Below are 21,763 nucleotides of genomic sequence, written 5' to 3'. Positions count from 1 at the left end.
AAAGGCAAAGTGTCAGGCTCCTCCAACACCTAATCCAGATAAACGTGTATCAATGTTTATCTGGATGCTGTGCTGAGGAAGCAAGCCACTTATGAGCCAGCCACTTTTCCTTTATTCCTTTATGCAAGAACCTTTGATTTTGCTTCGATACGGCGGCGATGCAAGATTGGCTCTGTGTAACCGCTCGGCTGTTCATATCCTTTGAAAACAAGATCGCAGGCAGCCTGGAACGCAACAGAGTTATCATAGTCTTTTGCCATCGGGCGATATTCCGGATCATCGGCATTTTGTTCATCTACTACTTTGGCCATGCGCTTCAATGTTTCAAGCACTTGCTCTTCGCTGCAAATGCCGTGGTGGAGCCAGTTTGCCATATGCTGGCTGGAAATACGCAGTGTAGCGCGGTCTTCCATCAAGTCGATGTTATTAATGTCCGGCACCTTCGAACAGCCGACACCAAGCTCTACCCAGCGGACAACATAGCCGAGGATTCCCTGTGCGTTGTTATCCAGCTCTTCCTGGATCTCCTCAGGACTCCAGTCAGGATTTGCCTCAACAGGAATCTGCAGGATATCATCTGTATAATCCTCAGAAAGCTCTGCCAGCTGTTGTTGTACGCTCGCTACGTTAACCTTATGGTAATGCAGGGCATGAAGCGTTGCAGCAGTCGGCGATGGTACCCATGCTGTATTTGCTCCCGCTTGAAGCTGGCCGCTTTTTTGCTCCAGCATCGCAGCCATCATATCCGGCATCGCCCACATTCCTTTTCCAATCTGGGCATGACCCTGGAAGCCAGCGGAAAGGCCAACGAGTACATTCGATTTTTCATAACCTTGCAACCATTTGGAAGCTTTCATCTCATTTTTACGGATAACTGGTCCCGCTTCCATCGAGGTATGGATCTCATCACCAGTACGGTCAAGGAACCCTGTATTAATGAAGGCGATCCTTTCTTTTACTTTGCTGATAGACGCCTTCAAGTTCAGGGTAGTTCTGCGCTCTTCATCCATCACGCCGATTTTCAATGTGTTGCGCTCCACGCCGACAAGGTCTTCCGTCCGGTTGAACAGCTCGTTGGCAAACTCGACTTCTTCTGAACCGTGCATTTTAGGCTTAACGATATAAACAGACCCTTTTTTCGAATTCTGGTATTTTCCGTCCCCCAGCACATCATGCTTGGCTAGCAATCCTGTGACCACCGTATCGAGGATTCCTTCTGGCACTTCCTCGCCGTCCTGGTCCAGTACCGCGTTGCTCGTCATAAGATGGCCAACATTACGCGCGAACATGAGGGAACGGCCAGGCAATGTTAATTTTTCACCATCAGGAGAAATATAGTTGCGGTCAGGATTAAGGGTTCTTGTAAGTGTTTTGCTGCCTTTCTGGAACGTGACCGACAAATCCCCTTTGATTAATCCTAGATAATTTCGGTAAACAACCACCTTGTCTTCTGCATCAACCGCTGCGACGGAATCTTCAAAGTCCATGATCGTTGTTAACGCTGATTCTACATAGATATCTTTTACACCTGCTTTGTCGGATTGCCCGATCGGATGATTGCGGTCGATCTGGATTTCCAGATGGATGCCGTTGTTCTTAAGAAGCACTGCTTCTGGATCTGTGGAATCCCCCTTGTATCCTGCGAACTGGGAATCGTCTTTCAGTCCTGTTGTTTCGCCTGTAGTCAGGGCAACAGACAGTTTGCCTTCAGCGATTTTAAAAGATTCTACATCCGCATAGCTTCCCTCTGCTAACGGAGCTGTTTCATCAAGGAAGTTCTTAGCGTAAGCAATAACCTTTTCACCGCGGATAGGGTTATACGCTCCTTTTGCTTCGGCTCCTCCTTCATCATTGATCGCATCTGTTCCATAAAGCGCATCATACAGGCTTCCCCAGCGGGCATTTGCAGCATTGATCGCGTAACGGGCATTGTTCACCGGCACGACTAGCTGTGGTCCTGCCTGGTTAGCAATTTCATCATCTACGTTTTCTGTTGTCACTTGAAACGGTTCTGCCTCTGGTTCTAAATAGTTCAGGTTGCATAAAAAGGATTTATAGTCATCAAGGTCGAATTGATTCTTGTTTTCTTTATGCCACTCATTGATTTTTGCTTGTAACGCGTCACGCTTTTTAAGCAACGCCTTGTTGATCGGAGCGAGGTCAGCGACGATCTCTTCTAATCCCGCCCAGAACGCGTCAGCCGACACACCACTATCCGGGATCGCTTCTGCATTGATGAAATCATATAACTCCGGAGCCACTTGAAGATTATTGACTTTAATATAATCTGCCATAAAAAATCCTCCTCAGGTTAATTGTTAGATAGATAAGTAGGGAGCGGTCTGTCGAAGAAAGGGTGGCTTGAGCCGTTTTCTTCAGTAAATCGAATCTCGTTGATGCTGTTCGTATGGAATGGCTGCAATGAGAATTGATTTGTTTAGCCGCTTCATCTATCCGGTTTGTTATGTATAGTTTATAATATTTCGACAAATATAAAAAATACATATTTAGAATGTTGATTATGCATTTTAGTTATAATAGACTTTTATTAATGATACTGCCTGGTGGTTAGCATTTTTTGCTCCCCCCGGCCCCTGCTGTGATAAATGCTTCTTACATGCGAGCATGACGAATCTTTTATCACATCAGAGTCCTTGTCGCTTCGCTCCTTAAGAACAAGATTACGGTAATCTTGTTTTAAGGGGGAGCAAAGATGTATCGCTTTGTGGTCTTATTTAAAGAAATATCTATTTGGAGTTTAATAGGGAGGTATTGTTTTGGATATTCGGCAGTTGGAGTATTTTGTGGAGGTTTCGAGGCATTTGAGTTTTACGAAGGCTGCTTCTACCTTGCATGTTTCCCAGCCTTCTTTGAGTAAGGCGATTAAGAATATGGAGGAACAGCTAGGGGTTCCTTTGTTTTACCGTTCGAAGCAGCTCGAATTGACCGATGCGGGGAGAGCGGTTTTGGATAATGCGAAAAGTGTCTTGAAGGCTTTTGATAACATGACAACAGAGCTGTCGGATATCAGCGGTTTAAAAAAGGGCGAAATCAAGATCGGCATCCCTCCAATCATCGGTGCTGCCTTTTTTCCTAAACTGATCAGTAAATATAAAGAAACCTATCCGCTCGTTGAGATCAACCTAACTGAAGTCGGTTCGAAAAAGATTAAACAGGGGGTTGAGGATGGGTCGCTGGATATCGGTCTGCTTTGCAACTTGCCCGTCCAGAAAGGAAATTTCGAGATCAGGAAAGTCATCCAGGACCCGTTGATGCTTGTATTGCACAGGGAGCACCACCTGGCATCAGAAAAAGAAGTGAATTTATTGAAGCTGGAAGAGGAACCTTTCATTTTATACCGCCAGGACTTCACCCTTCATGACCGTATCGTAGATGAATGTTCCCAAAAAGGATTTTATCCGAATATCGTTTGCCAGAGTTCCCAGAAGGATTTTATGGTGGAAATGGTCGAGGCAAAGCTTGGAGTCGCATTGCTGCCGAGTAAAATTGCAACTTCGATCTCAAAACCAGATATAATCGCTATCCCGCTGACAAACTCGAACATTAGCCTGGAGCTCGGCATGGTGTGGAAGAAAAACAAATACTTGCCTCATACTGTCCGGGAATTTATCACGATGGCGAACGAATTTTTTCACATTGAAGAAAAGAATACGATTTAAAAACCAGGGAGTAGCACGAATGCGATTCCCTGGTTTCTTTTTAAAAAACGCAGTTTTTCGAATGTTGATTTCAACTCCTGGTTGACTCCCTTTCTGCGATCGGGTGGTTAGCATCCCCGGTGCAAAACATGAATGCGCCGGATTTCTCCCGTTTGAGGACATCAGGTTCGTTATTTGTGACAAAGGGGGTATTTCAAAACAAATATAGGACATCTGTTCCGTTATTTACCGGTCAAACGCCTATTTTGATTGGATATTGAGCAAATAGCGGAACATATGACCTTATTTTTTTTCAAAAGCAGTGTTTTTTCATAAATAGAGGATCATATGACCTATAAATCCAACTCCCGGATTTCCAGGTGCTCAATAGTTGCTTTGCTCATCCCGCTTCCTACTGGTGCCATTATCTAAACTGCTAACAGTCATTAATTATTATGTAAGCAGCATGAACCGGTCCATGTACCCCTGTTACAAAGCTTAACTCGATATCGGCACTGTTGCTTGGCCCGGAAATAAACTTAATGCAGGAAGAGACCTCGCTTCCGTTTTTAATCTCTTCGTCTATTTTGTCCGTTACCTGAGTAAGCCTGGGCACGATCGTACTTTTAGGAACAAGAGCAATAAAGGATTCGGGCAATAAGCTTACGGAACGGCCCTTTTCAGGCGACGTCGTCAGTACAACAGTTGCCGATTCAGCCAGGGTATAATCGCTAAAGGTGATGCCAACATCCGCATCTCTTGTTTCGATGATGTTCTTCTCGGCAGAATAAGAATCCCATGTGTGAAGGGAAAACTCTTCGAGCGCTTGCTTCAGATTATAATCATCGAACCGGGGGTCCGCCCAGGTGGCCACCGATTTTCCGTTGAGTTGAACGATTGCCTCTTTAAGCGTTGATGGCAGATCACTTATCGTTGTTTCTAGAACAGGGGTATTTATCTTTGCAGCCGCTGCTTTAAAAACCTCGACGAGTTCTTCTGGTGATGCATCTTTTAATATTTTGTATTGCGGTTGCGCTTCCCATTCCGGCAGTTGGACGTTCTGCCTCATCTCTTTTCTTCCCAGCTTTTCCGTCAAATGTTTTAAAAACGTTTCCCGATTTTCTACCTTTCCCGGAGTACTCATTTTTCCACGGCTCCTTTCTTTCTATTTGCATACCAGGTCCTGAAGTTATCTTTTGAAGGTGCAGGAAATTCCCTGGATCTTGTCCATTCTTTTAAAGAGAAGGGGCCATTCGATAACGTATCTTCCTTAATGAAAGATTTTGAGAAGAAAGATGCTGTCTTTGCACTGAAACGATACATTGATTCTGATGTTGTTACCAGCTTGAACGCTTTCATTGCCATCTTTTCCTGGAAAGGTGCTTTTCCTTCCTTTTCCACGATGTTTTGCCTGTGCTTTAAAAGTAGTTCGTGAAGCGGAATTTTCACCGGACAGGCATCCGTGCAAGCCGAACACAGGGTCGAAGCATAAGGAAGGTCCTTATATTCCTCATAACCACCGAGTATAGGAGAAATCACCGCGCCGATCGGCCCTGAATAAATCGAGCCGTAAGCATGGCCGCCGATATGCCTATAGACAGGACATACATTCAAGCAAGCGGAACAACGGATACAATGCAGCGCTGATTGAAATTCTGTGCCGATCATTTTGGACCTGCCGTTATCAAGGATCACCAGGTGAAATTCTTCGGGACCATCCTGTTCTCCCTCTCCCCTGGGTCCTGTCAATGTGGAAACATAGGTCGATAGTTTTTGCCCGACAGCACTCCTGGCAAGCATGCTGACAACAATATCAAACTCTTTCCAGGAAGGGACGATCCGCTCCATTCCCATTACTGAGATTTGCGTTTTCGGAAACGTTGTTACCATTTCTGCATTTCCCTCATTGGTCACGAGTGAAATCGTTCCTGAATCGGCAATCGCGAAATTACAACCTGTTATGCCTATATCAGCGGATAAAAATTCATTTCGCAGCTGTTCTCTCGCAAATTGGGTAAGTTCTTCAGGATTTGAAGAGTTTACATAGCCCCGTTTTGTCTTAAAAACTTCCTTGATTTGATCCCTATTTTTATGGAGTGCAGGAGCTAGAAAGTGGGAGGGAGGGTCTTCAGCAAGTTGAATGATATATTCTCCCAGGTCCGTCTCCACTACTTCGCAGCCGCAATTTGAAAGAGCGTTGTTCAGTCCTATTTCTTCCGTCACCATCGATTTCGATTTCACTACCTTTTTGGCATCCTGTTTCTTTACAACAGATGTTATGTAATCGTTAGCCTCTTCAGGTGTCCGGGCGAAATAGACATTGCCCCCTCTCTTTATGACATTTTCGCTTAATTCGTGTAGATAATAGTCCAGATTTTCAATCGTATGCTTTCTGATCGAAGCAGATAGTTCCCTCCACTCTTCCCAATTGCCCAGTTCATCTATAATCACTTCCCGCACGCCAGTTAACCGGCTCTGTGCAGATGATACGGCATTTCTCATAAATGAGTCTTGCAAACTAGTTGAAACCCGTTTTGTAAAAGGCTCCTGGCCAATTTTCATACTCATTGATAGACCTCCTCCTATCAGGAACGATTCAGGATTTGCGCGATATGCTTAACCTCTATTGGCTTTCCGAGCCTATTGATTCTTCCGCCGATGTTCATCAAGCAGCCGCAATCTGCTCCGATTACCACATCGGCATTTGTTTCAGCGATATGGTGAACCTTTTCGTCTACCATTTGTTCAGATATATCTGGCATTTTAACGGAAAAGGTCCCTCCAAAACCACAGCAATCGTGAGCATGGGGTAACGGGACAAGATCGAGTCCTTCGACATTTTGCAAAAGCTTCATCGGGCTTTCTTTCACTCCTAAAAGACGGGTCATATGACAGGAGGTGTGATATGTAGCAGTTCCTTCATATTTCGCCACAACGTTTTCAACACCTAAAACATCCACGATAAATTGCGTTAATTCGTAGGATTTGTCCGCCAAATTTTTCGCTTTTCTTTGCCATGCTGGCTCATCTTTAAACAGTTCAGGGTATTCCTTCAGCATCGTGATACATGATCCTGAGGGCGACACGACATACTCTGCGTTTTCGAAGGTGTTGATCATATGTTTCATCGTTTCCTTCGCTTCTTTTATATAGCCGCTGTTATATGCCGGTTGTCCGCAGCATGTCTGGGCTTCAAGGAATTCGACCTCACATCCTAACTTTTCAAGTAATTCTACCGTATCTTTTCCGGTCTCAGATGAAAACAAATCTACTAAACAAGTAATGAACAACGATACTTTCATTGTACGGCCCTCCTATTTAAGAAGAAAAAATCATGATTTAAATACATTTCCGCTTTTCCTTTTGAAAGAAAAAAGTCCTTCCATAAGAAGGACAAACTTTCCCGGCCCCTAATGTCCAAGGTATGCTTCTTTAATACTGGAATCTTTAAGCAGTTCTTTTGCAGATCCGCTTTTTATGACCCTGCCTGTTTCAAGAACATACGCATGATCGGCAATTTTTAGCGCCTGCCGTGCATTTTGTTCTACTAGTAAAACAGTCGTTCCTTCTTCATTAATTTCCTTTACGATCTGGAAGATATCTTTTACAATCAATGGCGCCAGGCCCATCGAAGGTTCATCCAGCAATAGAAGTTTTGGCTTTGCCATTAGCGCCCTTGCGATAGCCAGCATTTGTTGTTGTCCGCCTGAAAGTGTTCCTCCAAGCTGCGACTGGCGTTCCTTCAAAATTGGAAATCGTTCCATCACCTTATCCAGGTCTTGTTTGATAGAGCCCTTCCGTTGGTAGGCACCCATTTCCAGGTTTTCTAGCACTGTCATGCCGGAGAGGATGGCTCTCCCCTCGGGCACAAGTGATATTCCTTTTCTAACCAGTTCATCCGGATTCTTATTCGTAATATCTTCATCAAGAAAAGTAATTGTCCCTTGCTTCGGTTTTAATACCCCCGCAATGGATTTCATCGTGGTTGTCTTTCCCGCTCCGTTTGCTCCCAGAATTGTCACAATACTCCCCTGTGGAACCTCGATGCTTACATTTTTTAACGCTTGAATATTTCCATAGTAGGTCTGAATGTTGTTTACACTAAGCAAGTTCATCTTCCTCCTCTTGGCCGAGGTACGCTTCAATAACGTGCGGGTCATTTTTAATCTCATCGGGTGTTCCCTGGGCAATTTTCTCACCGAAATTAAGTACTGCAATCCGGTCGCATATTCTCATTACAAGCGGCATGTCATGCTCGATAAGCAAAATCGTAATCCCAAGCTTCTTGATCTTTTGGATAAGATCAAACAAATCGTTCGTTTCTTTTTCGTTCATTCCAGCAGCAGGTTCATCTAGTAACAGTAAAGCAGGATCACTGGCAAGCGCACGGGCGATTTCCAAACGGCGCTGCTGCCCATAAGCAAGGTTATCAGCGAAGGTATCCTCATATTTCCCCAGTCCGACCAGCTGCAGTAACTCACGTGCTTTTGTTTTGATCTTCTCCTCTTCCACCTTTTGGGATTTCAGCCGAAACACGCTGGCAAACACACCGGATTTGGTGCGGCAGTGCTCCCCTACGGTTACATTTTCAAGGACTGTCATATCTGGAAACAGACGGATGTTTTGGAAGGTACGGCAAACCCCTTCTTTTGTGATCTCATACGGCTTTTTACCGGTTAGTCGCTTGTTCGAAAAAACTACCTCTCCATCAGTTGGCGGAAACATGGAGGTGATGATATTAAACATCGTTGTCTTTCCAGCGCCGTTCGGCCCGATCAAACCAAATACTTCTCCTTCCTCGACACGAAATGTCACGTCAGTCAGGGCATGAATACCGCCGAATCTTTTCGTTATGTTCTTAACTTCCAACGCCATGACGGTTTCTCTCCTTTTTATCGTCTTCCACTTTCTTTTTCTTTTTTTTGCGTGATTTTATTTTATAAATCATCTCATGGTCGATAAGCCCCTGTGGCCGAAAAGCCATCATTGCTACGAGGATAATGCCGTATATCATATACCGGTACTCGCTGACTTCTCGAAGAAGTTCGGGCATCGCTGTAAGGAAGGTCGCTCCGAAAATCGGCCCCCAGATCACTTCACTTCCACCGAAGACCGCAAAGATCAAAATCTCAACAGCACGGTGATACGCAAAGTCTGACGGACTGATATAAGCTGTCACATGAGCATACAGTGCACCTGCAAATCCCGCTACCATAGCTCCCTGAGCAAACGCGAGGACTTTATAATACGTAATGTTGATCCCCATTGCTTCTGCAGCATTTTCATCCATTTTGATAGCCGCAAAAGCTCTTCCCACTCTTGAATGGTTTTGCCTAACGAAAAATGTTATTAAAAGTACAGTGATCACCAGCAAGATAATGAACACCAGTAAACTGATAAGCTGATTGTTCCGGATCCCGATCATATCCGCCGTGAATCCGGTATCTCTTAATCCGGTAACCAATTCACGTCCAAAATGGGGAATGGATGAAATCCCGATAGCACCCTGTGTCAGGCTTTCCCAGTTGATGAACAGGACCCTGACCACCTCACCGAAGCCAAGTGTTGCAATGGCTAAATAAACGCCCTGTAATCGTAATGTTGGAATGCCGATCAAAATTCCCACGATGCCCGCAAGCAATGCTCCCAATATGACCCCGACCACTAGAGGGAAGTCGTAATTAAGGGTTAAAATCGCCGAAGTGTACGCACCGATACTCATGAATCCGGCATGCCCTAATGAAAGCTGGCCGGTTGATAACGTGATATAGATACTCACACCAAGAATAATATTAATAAGGATAAAGGATAGAACCTGTAAATAGTATGGGTTAATGATTTCAGCTAACATCTATTCTCACCGCCTTGCCTCTGGCGCTGCCTGGCCAAAGAGTCCTTGAGGTCTTACCAATAAGATGACGATAATGGCGATAAATGCGATGGCATCCCGGTAACCAGATTCGCCGAACACGACGATCATCGTTTCCGACAGTCCGAGGATCAAACCGCCGGCCATCGCTCCCCTGACACTGCCCATGCCACCGAGGATAATGATCGCTAAGCCTTTCAGCCCCATCGTTAATCCCATCTGCGGAGTGACGGAGTTAAAGGCCATCCCTACTAAGATTCCAGCGATTCCTCCCATGGCAGAAGCAATAACTACGGTCATCATGATCATTTTCTTCGTGTTCACGCCAAGCAGGCTGGCAGCTTCCAGGTTTTCAGCACATGCGCGCAGTGCTTTACCAGCTTTTGTCTTAGAAAGCCAGAAGGAGAGCCCCACCATCAAAAGCACTGCGATAGCAAATATGACAAGCTGTACCGCATAAATGGTGACAGAGCCTATTTGAACGCTTATTTCTGAGAAAGAAGTATTAAAGGGACGGTTGCCTGCGCCAAAGAAATGATGGGCAAGGTTTTCAAGAAAGATCGAAACACCGATCGTACTTATTAACGGTGCAAGATGGGATACCCCTTTCTTACCTCTCAAAGGACGAAGCGCCAGCAGTTCAAGGAAAAGCCCTAATAATGCTGTAACCGCTATCGCGACCACAAATGCTAAGGCGAGCGGCAGTTGCAGGGTGTGAGTTATAACTACACCCATAAAGGCACCGAACATAAAAATCTCACCGTGCGCCATATTGATAATGCCAAGTACACCGAAGACTAAGGTGTAACCTAATGCAACGATTGCGTATATACTTCCTAAAGTCAGTCCGTTGATTAATTGTTCTAAGATCAAGTGATACACCTCTTTTGTTGTAGGTTATGGAAAGCACTTTAATTTATGGTGATCCAACTAACATCAACGTCTCCATAAAAAATTGAGAGAGACTACTTCCTCTCCCAATTTCTATCGATCATTCGAACAGCTGGAATTTCCCCTCTTTGATTGTTAAGACGGTAGGCTCCATCACGATGTCGCCTTCTTCATCAAAAGACATTTCCCCAAGGATTCCTTCGAAGCCTTCAGTTTCAGCTAAAGCATCGCGAATCGCATCACGATCATCGCTTCCTGCTTTTTCGATTGCGTTTGCTAGAAGATACATTCCATCGTATGCCTGGGCAGCAAATTGGTCAGGCTCTTTTCCGTACTCTTCTTTGTACTTCGCAACGAAGTCTTGAACCTTTTGGTCATCTTTCCCCGCAAACCATGGTGTTGCTACGATCAATCCGTCTGCAGCATCGCCTGCAATCTTAATCACTTCCGGAGAGTTAAAACCATTTCCGCCTACGAAAGGTACATCGATTCCCATTTTTCTCGCCTGGTCCATGATTACTGCGCCTTCATTATAAAGAGCGGAACATAAGATTAAATCAGGTTGTGTGTTTTTAATTTTCGTAAGCTGTGCATTATAGTCAGCCTGTCCTTTTTGGAACGTTTCCGTTGTTAGAATTTCCAGTCCTTTGTCTTCAGCTACTTTCTTCATCGTATCGTATCCTGATTTTGTAAACACATCGTCATTTCCGTATAGAATAGCAACTTTTTTAACATCATACTTTTCGATGGCTTTCTCTATAGAGGCCGGAATTGCTAGTGATTCAGGAATGGAGTCCCGGAATACATAATCTCCTATCTGAGGAATGCCGGCAGCTGTGGTGGATGTTCCCATGATCGGAACACCGTTCAGATCTGCCTCCGGTCCAACTACCTTCATCTCAGTACTTAACGTTGGTCCGATAATCGCGGAAACGTTTTCAGAGTTCATCAGCTTTTGGGCAGACGACAGGGCCTGTTCCTGTTTCCCTGCTGAATCTTCGGTAATAAGTTCGATATCTACCTTCCCTTGTTCTTTAATTTCTTTATTCGCTAGCTTTAGTCCATTTGTTATCGCTTCACCATAACCTGCCCCCGCTCCGGTTAACCAGGAGATAACTCCTACTTTCGCGCTTACAGCACCATCTTTTGCCGCATCGCCTGATTGGTCCCCAGATGTTTCGTTCCCTCCACTGCAGGCACTCGCAAGTAGAAGCGCCATAATAGCAAAAATAGACAAAAGACCTTTATACGACTTCCTCATTCAAAATCCCCCTAAGTTGTTTTTAAATTTATAATTTTCTGTTATTTTACAGCAAAAATAGACAGGTTACAAGATATCTTTCAAAATTACCAGAATGTTATTTTAAAGCTGCTATTTTATCCTTCTAACTTTAATTTGTAAAACTTATCAGGGTGTGAGACTGGGTATGTGAGTTAAATTTCAGGGGGAGAAAACAAGCCCTTCTTTGTTTTATCTTCGAAAACAAAATATATCTTGGTTAATTTTCATATTCAAAAAATCACAACATATCGATATTTTCGACATTCCGGCCTATCTTGCACAAGAAGATTGCGCAAAATAAATAGCGGCCCCTTGTGGGAGGGGCCTTTGAGAGGGTTGGTCATACAAGTAGTAAGACAATTCAATATTATCACACTTTAACACTTTAAAGCAAATTAATCCGAGAAATTTTTAATTTACAACAAGTTTTCCTGTTTCAGTTTTTTAGAGCGGAGGCAAATCCAGCTTCCCCTCAGAAAACAATTCTTTGATCATATGCTGGGCATAGCCTGCTGCCTGGCTAAACGTTATGTTGCTTGGGAGCGGTGCTTCATTTGCATCTACCAGGACATCGACGATACACGGTTTGGATTGCATCGCTGCTTTTTTTAGAGCTGGAATTAACTCCTCTGGCTTTTCCACTCTAATTCCTACTCCGCCACAGCTTTCAGCATATTTTGCAAAGTTAGGATTATGAAGGTTTGTTCCAAATTCTGCATTCCCCATCACTTCTTGCTCAAATTTAATCATTGCAATCTTATGGTTGTTCAAAACGATGACCATCATCGGCAGTTCATATTTTACTGCAGTTACAAAATCGTTCATCGTCATAGCGAACCCGCCATCTCCGCAAACTGCAACCACTTGTCTTTCCGGATAGGCGATCTTACCGGCGATTGCGCCTGGAAGTCCACAACCAAGGGTTGCCAGCCAGCTTGAAATGACAAACTTTTGATTTGTCATCCGGAAGTGTCTCGCCATCCAGACCGTAACGTTACCAACGTCGCAGGAAATGATCGCATCTGTAGAGATAACCTGTTGTAATCCTTTGACCACATTTTGAGGTTTGATCGGCAGTGCCTCTACGTTTTCTTCCTTCTCCATCTTCGCCCACCAAACGGCCATTCTTTCCTGGCAGCGAGTTAAGAACGTTCTGTCTTGTTTTTCCTGCATCCGATTTAACAGTTCCTTCAGTGTTTCTTTTGCATCGCCGGCAAGCCCTACTTCGATCGGATAGCGCTTACCGATTTGTACCGGGTTAGTGTCGATCTGGATGGTTTTCGCTTGATCAGGCAAGAATCCAGTGAAAGGAAAAGAAGTCCCGACGAGAATTAAGGTATCTGCTTCTTTCATCGCTTCATAAGCAGGTTTCGTGCCAATTAAACCGAGTCCGCCAAGACTATACGGATGTTCATCAGGGATTACCCCTTTTCCCGGCAGTGACAATACGATCGGCGCTGCCAATTTTTCAGCAAATTTCACGAGTTCCACACCGGCATTCCTCGCACCTTTTCCCGCCAAAATAACCGGCCTTTCAGCCTGGTGGAGCAGTACTTCGGCTTTGGACAAATCCTCTTGCTCAGGGAGATGCCTGGATTTAACCACCACAGGGCTGGTAAATCTCGCTTCCCTTTCGACCTCCGCCTTTTGAACATCATCAGGTATCGTAATAACAGCAACACCGTTTTTGGCATAAGCGGTCCGTATCGCCTGGTTCACAACTGCCGGAAGCTGTTCTGCCGATGTTATCCGTTGGTTATAAACAGCCACATCATCGAACAGCCGTGAAAGATTAACCTCCTGGAAATAATCGATTCCCATTAGATCTGATTCTACCTGGCCGCAAATGGCAAGTACAGGAGCCCTGTCCAACTTAGCATCATACAAACCGTTCAATAAATGAATCGATCCAGGACCCGCAATCGCAGTACAGACACCAAGCTTGCCGGTTAACTTTGCATATGCCGCCGCTGCCAGCGCCCCGTTCTCCTCATGCCGGACCTGTATAAATTTTATTCGGTCCTCCACTTTTCGCAATGACTCGATCATGGAATTAATCGAATCACCAGGCATTCCGTATATGTGATCTACTTTCCACTCCATTAACAATTCCATTAATACATCGCCTGCTTTTTTTCTGAACATCCAGGGGCCTCCTCCTGTTTTGTGATAGGGTTATTGTTTACATCTCAAGCTTAGAGAATACAAAAAACGGTTTAAAGAAGAGTGTGTAAAATCTTTACTGCAATTCTTTTGGAGGCGTCGGTTCGTTTTTCCCTGTTTTAATCTCAGAAAACAGGCTAGTATCTAGATTAAGGTCCTGGTTTTTGTCCCTCGATAACACCGATTCATCTATTCCGGGTGAGATTCGATGAATCACATCGAAGAGTTTCTGGATATCTTCTTTCGTTGCTGGTTTTTTCCTTTCGATCAGTTCATACCCCAGTTGGCCGCTCGGTTCGATAGTTGCCCACTGGACATCCGAGATATTTTCGATTCCATTCTGCCTTAAACGCAACTCGAGATTATCCACAGTCAGCCTCAGCTTCTTTAAATTTTCAATACTGAATGTGCCGTTCTCAATGACAACAACAGACTTACCGGTAACTATCGTCTCTATCAGATCGAATTTCAATTGCAGGTACTCCAGTATAAGTAGTGAAAGAACAAGCATTGCTGCAACTAAAAAAGTAAACCAGATCCCCTTACCGCTAACAGGCTGGATGAGAAGGGAACCGATTGAAATCATGATGACAGTCTGAGAAATGGTCATTTGAGATATAGTTCGCCTTCCACCTATTCTCAACAAAAACGTTCCCACTGCAACAACTAGTAACGAATCCAATATCAAGTCCAAAACCATCCATTAAACTCCTCTTCTGGTGAATTGATTATAATTAGGATAAAACATTTTCTTTTAAAACATTCAGTTTGATCAGCGCATGTTCAATCAAATATCATTTCTACTTTGTCCTACTTTAATTGTTTTCACCTATGTTGGATAAAATATTTAACATGGAAGCTAAAGGAGATGGATGGGTTTATATACTGCACACACTCCTTAGCAGCAGAAGGAAAAAATAGGAGTACAAAAGAAGAATTATGGGAATTTGGAAGGTATGTAATTTTTCAACAGTAAAAATCTGGCTTACAACATTATTAATGAAAAGTATAGGCAACTGGCTGTAAAAAACATCTTGCAACCTACCATCCTATTCATAAAGATTTCCATGAACGCTTTAAAAACATGTATGGAAAAATATCAAATGCCGAGGAGATAGACAATGTTAGAACCTTCTTTGTTTTTGCTCATGTTGATCGGGATTCTTGGTATAGGATCCCAGTGGGTCGCATGGCGCTTTAACTTGCCGGCGATTGTCGTTATGTCTGTTACAGGTTTGCTGGCAGGACCAATTTTTAGAGTTATGAATCCCGAAGTTCAGTTTGGGGATCTTTATAAGCCCCTCATATCGATCGCAGTAGCCATCATTCTATTTGAAGGAAGCCTCAAACTCGTTTTTCGCGAGATTAAAGATGTGGGACATTCCATCTTTCGGATCGTCACGATCGGTGCATTGCTTGCCTGGGTACTCGGTTCCTTTGCGGCGCATTTTGTCGCCGGCCTATCATGGGCCGTATCGTTTGTAATAGGCGGCTTATTGATCGTCACAGGCCCTACTGTCATCCTGCCATTGTTGAGACAATCTAAATTAAAACCCCGTCCTGCAGCGGTTTTAAAATGGGAAGGGATTATCGTCGATCCGCTGGGTGCCTTGCTCGCTGTCTTTTCCTACGAAATCATTCGGTTCTTCGTTTTGGAAAAAGTAACAGTAAATCAGTTGGTACTATTTTTCCTTGTCTCGCTCTTTGCAGTATTGCTTGGTTGGCTGCTTGGAAAACTAATTGCCTTGATGTTTGATAAAGGGCAGATTCCCGAATTTTTAAAATCTCCAATCGTGTTTGGAGTTGTTGTTTTTTGTTTTACAATCCCAAACGAAATCATGCACGAAACTGGATTGCTGTCAGTCACTGCTATGGGGATAACCCTGGCAAACCTTCGTGTTTCGTCGATCAATGATATACGTCATTTCAAAGAAAATATATCTGTTATGCTAGTCTCTGCTATCTTTATTATGCTGACAGCGTCTTTAAGCCTTGAAACCATCTATACTATGTTCAACCTTAGGATCCTGGCGTTTGTTGGATTGATGCTATTTGTTGTTCGTCCCTTATCAATCTGGCTTTCCACTATTCGGACTGACCTGACGACAAAAGAAAAGTTATTAGTCAGCTGGATTGCACCAAGGGGAATCGTCGCGCTGACTGTTTCTGGTTACTTTTCGAGCATTCTTTTTTCAGAAGGGTTTCTTGATGCCAGTATACTTGTACCATTAACATTTGCATTAGTTTTTTCAACTGTCGTCATCCATGGTTTTTCGCTTCGATGGCTCGCTAAAAAGTTAGGGCTTGCTGCAGAGGGTAAACCTGGTGTTCTGATCGTTGGTAGCAACCCTTTTACAGTGGAACTTGCAAAAAAAATCACAAAGTTGGACATCCCTGTTATTGTTACGGATTCCTCCTGGTTGAAGCTCCAATTCGCCAAGCAACGCGGTTTCAAAAAAACTTACTATGGAGAGCTGCTTGCTGAAAAGACGGAGCACCGCCTTGATCTTACGCCATACGAATACTTAATCGCCGCCACAGAGCTTGATTCCTACAATGCACTTGTTTGTACGAATTATATTCCAGAAATGGGAAGAAACAATGTCTACCAACTAGCCCTGCATACAAGTGAAAATGATGACCATAACGATTACGTTCACACCAGCCGTGGACTAATTCTCTTTAAAGAAGGAATAACCTGGGAAACTCTAAATAAAAAAATAGAGGAAGGCTACGGTTTTCAATCTGTTCAATTGACAGATGAATATGATTTTGAAGAATTTAAAATAGATTTAAACGAGGAATCGATTCCATTATTAATTTTAAAGAAGTCAGGTAATCTTTTATTTTTCACGATTGATAATGAACCTCAGGGCGAATCAGGTGATACTGTTCTTAGTTTGATTCCTGTTACAAACATGGACCCGGATAATAATAAAACAATTAATAGAGATTTCACTGATACTGTTAAAAATAGTGAAGCAGAAGTGATAGAGTATGAAAAAATGGTTAATAAGCCAACTACTGCACGGAGGTAAAAGAAATGGCGAGTAAAAAAGGAAAGAAGGCTGAATCGATCCCTTTTCGCCTAACAATTTTGTTTGTTGTCGTCTTTATCCTATTTTTGTTGTTGATCATAAAATTAGGAAGTATTCAAATTTTTCATGGAGACGAAGACACAAATGCTACACAAGAAAATATTTTATATTCCATATTGCAATAAAAAGAGGAGCGTAATTGCGTTCCTCTTTTCTTATTTAATATAAGGAAACTTCTTTTAAAAGGCCTTATCCCTTTGAGGTTTTTGTTTACAACCGGCGTAAAACAGGGAATTGGTATTATAACATCACTTTTATAGTAAGAAGGATTTTTCATATAATCAGCTTTAGAAAGGATGGTACGAAATGGAAAAGAAGAACAATTTCTTAGATCAAACAGGTTATATTATTCCTACACTCGTTTATATCGCTATATTGGTTGTCGGCATCATCGGACTTGGTTAAAGTATCTTTATTATTCCATCACTTCGGAAAAGTGGTGGGATTTTTTCTAATTTTTTATGAGTGATGCAAGCCTCTACTAAAGGGATTTTCATCATTTAAGGTAAAAAAATGGAAAGAATAGGGTATACATAAACGTAAATCTGTGTGACAATGGAGTTACAGCATTAGAGATTGGCTGAATAGAATTAAGGAGTTGACCCATATGTTCGTAATTACACGAGACGTTAATGGGGCAACAGAAACCTTAAAGGATTCAAACAGCCATTTGATTAAAACCTTTACTGATTTCTCTGCCGCAGATTTGCTAGCAAAGAAACTCAACACCAATACAATGCCCGTCATGCACTGGATTGTCACGAAAACGGGCCAGAAATAACGTATATATAAAGTAAGATAAAGTAAGCGGGTGGCTGCCTTCTTACTTTTTGTTTTGGTTTAAAATTCCTTCACTAAATAAGTTATAAACCACAATTCTTCCTACTTCCTTTAATTCTTCCAGTTAACCAAACTTTAACTTTTTACCCGTGGATAAGCTTACACCCAATTAATTTTTTATCGTTTGTATAGACGATTCCGTTTTGCAACAAATAAGGCTAGTTTTATTGTTTATTATGCATTGTTTTTGTATTACATTTATTCAGAACCCATACATCCTAAATCCTTAAAAGTTAACTGTTTCTACCCCCTCCTCCTCCATGGTAATCTCCAGCAACATAGTTACTGCTTTCTCCTTCTTTAGTTGCAGGATGGATACCGCGAGTATGTTTATCATTCCTTCTCTTTTTACGTCTATGATCAATTAACCAGGCAAAACTCAAAATCCCTGTAATCATAATCCAGAACCATCCCATCCTGTTATCCTCCTTTTAAATTTTAAATGTTGATCGATGAATTGTCCCTGCCTTACTTTTAACAGCTTATAAAGTTGTACTGCTTCTTTTTACTTTACCTAACAATTTTGAAACTATAACAAACCCTACTAAAGCTAAAACGACATATGCCAGGGAAAAAACAGTAGGCGTAAACAAAAGAGAGATTGTTTCAACAAAAGTAACGTTAGAAAAAACGGAAAAACCTTTTCCATAAGCCCCTGTTTCGATACCAGGGAAAGCTCCGCTAGTCAATAAAAACCAGGCTAAATTACTGAAAAGATAGGAAGTTAACACAACAATCAAGGCATTTATTTTTGAACTTTTCAAAAAAACTCCAAGCAATAATCCTAAGAACAGAAAAGCAGCAGGATACCAGATTAATAAACTTACCATCGGTTCGATGTCAACCACCTCATCTTTATAAGTTTTGTTACTTAATAGACGAGTAAGAATGGATTTTGTTTCAAACACAAACGAAAAGATTATAAACTTTTTAGTTAGTTCAGGTTAGTTACTTTAGTAAATTGTATTAGTTTATTCTCAAACTCATCAACAACAAAGAGTAATAAATGTTACTATATAAAGTAACAAATAGCAGAGGGGGAGTTTTCATGTCAGAGGTACATTATTTAAAGCCAGACTCTAATTCATTGCATGGTTTTTTCAGCAAAGATCTAACACCAGCGATAGAAATTGCTTCGGGAGATTCTGTTATCTTCCAAACCCTGGACGCTGCCTGGGGAATAGAAAAACGTCCTGGTCCAGGCCAACCCAGAAAGAAGTTTACTAACCTAAGAGAAGACCGGAAAACAGATCAATTCGGCCATGCACTGGTTGGACCCGTATACATAAAAGAAGCAAAACCTGGCCAGACGCTGGAGGTTAAGATCAATAAAATCGTACCGGGGGAATGGGGATGGACATCCGCTGGAGGTTTTCCAAGTTACTGGAACAAAAAGCTGGGAATGGATAACGAGCCCGAGGTGACGCTGGATTTCAATCTTGATCACAAAAATATGATTGGAAGAAGTTTTTTCGGAAATTTTGATTTCGAGGTAAAACTCCATCCTTTTATGGGGATTATGGGAATGCCGCCGGATGAGTCCGGACATCATTCCACTGTTGTCCCTCGCTTCTGTGGCGGCAACATCGATTGCAAGGAACTTCAGGCCGGCAGTACGTTATATTTGCCAATCCCAGTTGAAGGGGCCCTATTTTCGCTTGGAGAGGGACACGCTGCCCAGGGTGACGGTGAAGTTGGGGGGCCTGCTCTGGAGTGCCCGATGGATCATGTCGATATAACGTTTACGTTAAGAGATGACCTTCCCCTCTCAATGCCCATGGCAAAGACCGAGAAAGGCTGGATAACGCTTGGAGTGCACGAAAATTTAGAAGAAGCGATGTGGATTGCGTTAAAAAATATGATAGATTTCATAGCACAGCATTATAACCTCTCTCGTTCGGAAGCACATGCATACGCAACCATGGTCGTTGATCTGCGAATCACTCAGATTGTTAACTTTTCAAAAGGAGTGCATGCCTTTCTGCCTATTGATGCGATTAAATAACTGGAGTCAAAAAGCATCGGGAAACCATTCCGATGCTTTTTGACCGTTTAATTATTCTCTTCCGTCTCTTCTCCTATCACAATATATCCCAGCAATCTATTTAAATTGCCACCTTTTGCACTTCTTACTTCAGTCATGTTTTTAATCTCTATATTCGGATGTTCCCTTCTAAGCATCTTAACCGATTCTATGATAACATCCAGTTCACTGTGCGGAATGAAAAAGATATTTTCTCCCCTGTCTTCATAAGAAGCATCCTGGATCGTTTCGGTTTCTGTTGCCTTTTTAGTATCATCTGAATCAGTTTCAGAATTTTGCTCGCTCTGGCATCCGCTTAAAACTGCAATAAGGAAAACGAGAAAGACGAACTTCCACTTTGCATGAGAAACCATATTTTGCCCTTCCATACCATCACCTCTCAGTATAGGTATACCTTAAAGAAAGCAAGAAAAAACACTCTTTCTAGTACAAACACAATTGAAATTTTAATACTCCCCAATAAATATGTAGGACAGTGTTCTAACCATAAGGAACGGAAAATATTTTCGTTTTATCAAGCTACAGCTTTTCAATTTAATACCAATAAATCAAGAAAAAAGTTTTAACCTACAAGTAGTAAAGAAGCAGCAAAATTGCTTATAAACGTTTAGATGCTTCTCTTCTGGGAACAAGTTTTGTAACAAAGCAATGGAGGTGTTTATAATGGCAAATGAAGAAAAATTCAAGACTGGTGAAGAAGCACCAGAAAGCGGAACTTATGTCTTCGAAAGCTATGTGAACAACAGTGATGCCGAAAAGCCTGATGATGATGAAGGTACAGTTGATTTAGGCAAAGGAGAACGCTTCCCTCCGACTCCATCAACAAACAAAGCAGCTTACTGGGTAAAACAATAAAAAAGGAATCACTTAGATTAAAGGCTTCCTTTTTCAGAAATTCGAAATAAACCAAGGCGTGCCAACTAACAGTAGTTTTGGCACGCCTTGGTTTTAAGTTTACTGATTGGCATCGATTTTACCCTGTTTTTAAACTAAGCTTCCGTTATTTTAAAGCGTATTATTTCAAAATTTTATCTAAACAACCTTTTTCGATAATAAAATCTTCATTCGAATTTTTTAAAACTATGTCAAAGTTTCGATGATAAGGATGCATAAATAACTTATATTGAATCCTACGCTCTTGGTGAGATTTTCTTAAATAGTTTATATCTGTTCCTCTTTCGGTAATATCACGTATACTCCTTCTCATCAACTCAGTTTCTCCATCGGTATATAAATAAATTTTAAGGTCATACAAATTAGAATCAGTAAAAGCAACAGTCATACCTTCTATAATATTTATTTTGTTTTTGGAAGAAATCAACTTACTTCTTGTATAATTCGTACCTATTGTATAAAAATCTAAACCATCTCTTATCATATGTATGTCTCTCTCTAAAGCTGATGTATTATGGGCAGCAGGATGGCAAGCTGTCATTTTATCATGATGAGCTACATTCTTATACTCGTAGTCGATAGAAGTATACTTTCTAAGATGAGAGCCAACAATGTAGGGGTCCGTGTTTATATAATTAACATCATAATCTCCTAAAAGTTTTAAAAGATTATGGGCAAACGTTGTTTTTCCAGATGCACCATGACCCGAAATTCCTATGGTTATTTTTTTATCCTTACCACTAATTAAATTGGCTACCTCTTTTATTAACTTGTCCATATTTCCTCCCCATTTGCTATATTGTAAAGTTCATTACCTTTCTTAGTATCCTTTTTTGAGTAATCAAATAATCCCAGCTTTAATTGCTTTTCTAGTTGTTTCAATTTTATCTATACTATTAATTGCTGTTTTGAGAAAACTTAGCTTGGCTAAAGAGGAAAGGTCATCGCCGTTTATACGAATTCAGTTGCAGCGGGCTTAACCATCATGAAGATTTTAAAAACAGACAAGACCTTGAAGAAAAA

General features: G+C 42.0%; 21 protein-coding genes. 6 read left to right on the top strand and 15 right to left on the bottom strand.

Annotated elements, in window-relative coordinates:
• Positions 1–119: 119 nt before the first annotated feature.
• Positions 120–2,294 carry a malate synthase G gene (locus FCL54_RS16395; protein ID WP_138127817.1) on the bottom strand — a complete coding sequence of 725 codons (2,175 nt, stop codon included), beginning with the start codon at positions 2,292–2,294 and terminating at the stop codon, positions 120–122.
• 483 nt (positions 2,295–2,777) lie between these two features.
• On the opposite strand from FCL54_RS16395, the gene FCL54_RS16390 reads away from it, so the two are divergent.
• Positions 2,778–3,680, top strand: coding sequence for a LysR family transcriptional regulator (locus FCL54_RS16390; RefSeq protein ID WP_138127816.1), 903 nt, complete (start codon positions 2,778–2,780; stop codon positions 3,678–3,680).
• A gap of 415 nt (positions 3,681–4,095) precedes the next feature.
• On the opposite strand, the gene FCL54_RS16385 is transcribed toward FCL54_RS16390, so the two are convergent.
• The 10 genes from FCL54_RS16385 to FCL54_RS16340 form a co-directional block, all read right to left on the bottom strand.
• Positions 4,096–4,803: a LutC/YkgG family protein gene (locus tag FCL54_RS16385; RefSeq protein WP_138127815.1), complete on the bottom strand. Its 708-nt coding sequence runs from the start codon at positions 4,801–4,803 to the stop codon at positions 4,096–4,098.
• On the bottom strand, positions 4,800–6,227 hold the full coding sequence (locus FCL54_RS16380; RefSeq protein ID WP_138127814.1) for a LutB/LldF family L-lactate oxidation iron-sulfur protein: 1,428 nt from the start codon (positions 6,225–6,227) through the stop codon (positions 4,800–4,802). The genes FCL54_RS16385 and FCL54_RS16380 overlap by 4 nt, the downstream gene beginning before the upstream one ends.
• Before the next feature lie 17 nt (positions 6,228–6,244).
• Positions 6,245–6,961 carry a (Fe-S)-binding protein gene (locus tag FCL54_RS16375; protein WP_138127813.1) on the bottom strand — a complete coding sequence of 239 codons (717 nt, stop codon included), beginning with the start codon at positions 6,959–6,961 and terminating at the stop codon, positions 6,245–6,247.
• A 108-nt stretch (positions 6,962–7,069) separates the two neighbouring features.
• A complete protein-coding gene (locus FCL54_RS16370) occupies positions 7,070–7,768 on the bottom strand; it encodes an ABC transporter ATP-binding protein (protein ID WP_138127812.1) in 699 nt (232 codons plus the stop codon).
• Positions 7,761–8,534, bottom strand: coding sequence for an ABC transporter ATP-binding protein (locus FCL54_RS16365; RefSeq protein WP_138127811.1), 774 nt, complete (start codon positions 8,532–8,534; stop codon positions 7,761–7,763). The genes FCL54_RS16370 and FCL54_RS16365 overlap by 8 nt, the downstream gene beginning before the upstream one ends.
• Positions 8,518–9,510 (bottom strand): branched-chain amino acid ABC transporter permease, encoded by a 993-nt coding sequence (locus FCL54_RS16360; protein WP_138127810.1) that lies wholly within the window; start codon positions 9,508–9,510, stop codon positions 8,518–8,520. The genes FCL54_RS16365 and FCL54_RS16360 overlap by 17 nt, the downstream gene beginning before the upstream one ends.
• Before the next feature lie 6 nt (positions 9,511–9,516).
• Positions 9,517–10,401 (bottom strand): branched-chain amino acid ABC transporter permease, encoded by an 885-nt coding sequence (locus tag FCL54_RS16355; protein WP_138127809.1) that lies wholly within the window; start codon positions 10,399–10,401, stop codon positions 9,517–9,519.
• A gap of 118 nt (positions 10,402–10,519) precedes the next feature.
• Positions 10,520–11,680, bottom strand: a complete 1,161-nt coding sequence (locus tag FCL54_RS16350) for an ABC transporter substrate-binding protein (RefSeq protein WP_138127808.1) — start codon at positions 11,678–11,680, stop codon at positions 10,520–10,522.
• A gap of 465 nt (positions 11,681–12,145) precedes the next feature.
• Positions 12,146–13,846: a pyruvate oxidase gene (locus FCL54_RS16345; protein WP_138127807.1), complete on the bottom strand. Its 1,701-nt coding sequence runs from the start codon at positions 13,844–13,846 to the stop codon at positions 12,146–12,148.
• Between the two features lie 94 nt (positions 13,847–13,940).
• Complete coding sequence (locus FCL54_RS16340; protein ID WP_138127806.1) at positions 13,941–14,564, bottom strand: DUF421 domain-containing protein; 624 nt, start codon at positions 14,562–14,564, stop codon at positions 13,941–13,943.
• A 421-nt stretch (positions 14,565–14,985) separates the two neighbouring features.
• Here FCL54_RS16340 and FCL54_RS16335 point away from each other — a divergent pair, with 421 nt between their 5' ends.
• The 3 genes from FCL54_RS16335 (at position 14,986) to FCL54_RS24080 (ending at position 17,743) form a co-directional block, all read left to right on the top strand.
• Positions 14,986–16,902: a cation:proton antiporter gene (locus FCL54_RS16335; RefSeq protein WP_138127805.1), complete on the top strand. Its 1,917-nt coding sequence runs from the start codon at positions 14,986–14,988 to the stop codon at positions 16,900–16,902.
• A 5-nt stretch (positions 16,903–16,907) separates the two neighbouring features.
• A complete protein-coding gene (locus FCL54_RS16330; protein WP_138127804.1) occupies positions 16,908–17,087 on the top strand; it encodes a hypothetical protein in 180 nt (59 codons plus the stop codon).
• Positions 17,088–17,569: 482 nt separating this feature from the next.
• The gene (locus FCL54_RS24080; protein ID WP_171016883.1) at positions 17,570–17,743 is read left to right on the top strand and encodes a hypothetical protein; all 174 of its coding nucleotides are present in this window, start codon (positions 17,570–17,572) and stop codon (positions 17,741–17,743) included.
• Positions 17,744–18,035: 292 nt separating this feature from the next.
• On the opposite strand, the gene FCL54_RS16325 is transcribed toward FCL54_RS24080, so the two are convergent.
• Together FCL54_RS16325 and FCL54_RS16320 are read right to left on the bottom strand one after the other, a co-directional pair.
• On the bottom strand, positions 18,036–18,218 hold the full coding sequence (locus FCL54_RS16325; RefSeq protein WP_138127803.1) for a hypothetical protein: 183 nt from the start codon (positions 18,216–18,218) through the stop codon (positions 18,036–18,038).
• Positions 18,219–18,284: 66 nt separating this feature from the next.
• On the bottom strand, positions 18,285–18,566 hold the full coding sequence (locus FCL54_RS16320) for a hypothetical protein (RefSeq protein WP_171016882.1): 282 nt from the start codon (positions 18,564–18,566) through the stop codon (positions 18,285–18,287).
• Positions 18,567–18,850: 284 nt separating this feature from the next.
• Between FCL54_RS16320 and FCL54_RS16315 the strand changes: the two genes are divergently transcribed.
• Entirely contained in the window at positions 18,851–19,807 is a 957-nt protein-coding gene (locus tag FCL54_RS16315; RefSeq protein WP_138127801.1) for an acetamidase/formamidase family protein, read from the top strand.
• A gap of 47 nt (positions 19,808–19,854) precedes the next feature.
• Here the strand turns inward: FCL54_RS16315 and FCL54_RS16310 are convergent, their stop codons facing one another.
• Positions 19,855–20,214: a hypothetical protein gene (locus FCL54_RS16310; protein ID WP_138127800.1), complete on the bottom strand. Its 360-nt coding sequence runs from the start codon at positions 20,212–20,214 to the stop codon at positions 19,855–19,857.
• Positions 20,215–20,509: 295 nt separating this feature from the next.
• On the opposite strand from FCL54_RS16310, the gene FCL54_RS16305 reads away from it, so the two are divergent.
• Complete coding sequence (locus tag FCL54_RS16305) at positions 20,510–20,701, top strand: YjzC family protein (protein WP_138127799.1); 192 nt, start codon at positions 20,510–20,512, stop codon at positions 20,699–20,701.
• Positions 20,702–20,861: 160 nt separating this feature from the next.
• Here FCL54_RS16305 and FCL54_RS16300 read toward each other — a convergent pair whose 3' ends face one another.
• Positions 20,862–21,518 (bottom strand): uridine kinase family protein, encoded by a 657-nt coding sequence (locus FCL54_RS16300; protein ID WP_138127798.1) that lies wholly within the window; start codon positions 21,516–21,518, stop codon positions 20,862–20,864.
• Positions 21,519–21,763 lie beyond the last annotated feature (245 nt).

It is taken from the genome of Exobacillus caeni (genome assembly GCF_005747095.1).
Lineage (GTDB): Bacteria > Bacillota > Bacilli > Bacillales > Guptibacillaceae > Exobacillus > Exobacillus caeni.
Note: the sequence above shows the minus strand (reverse complement) of the source record. Positions and strands in the feature narration are given on the sequence as shown.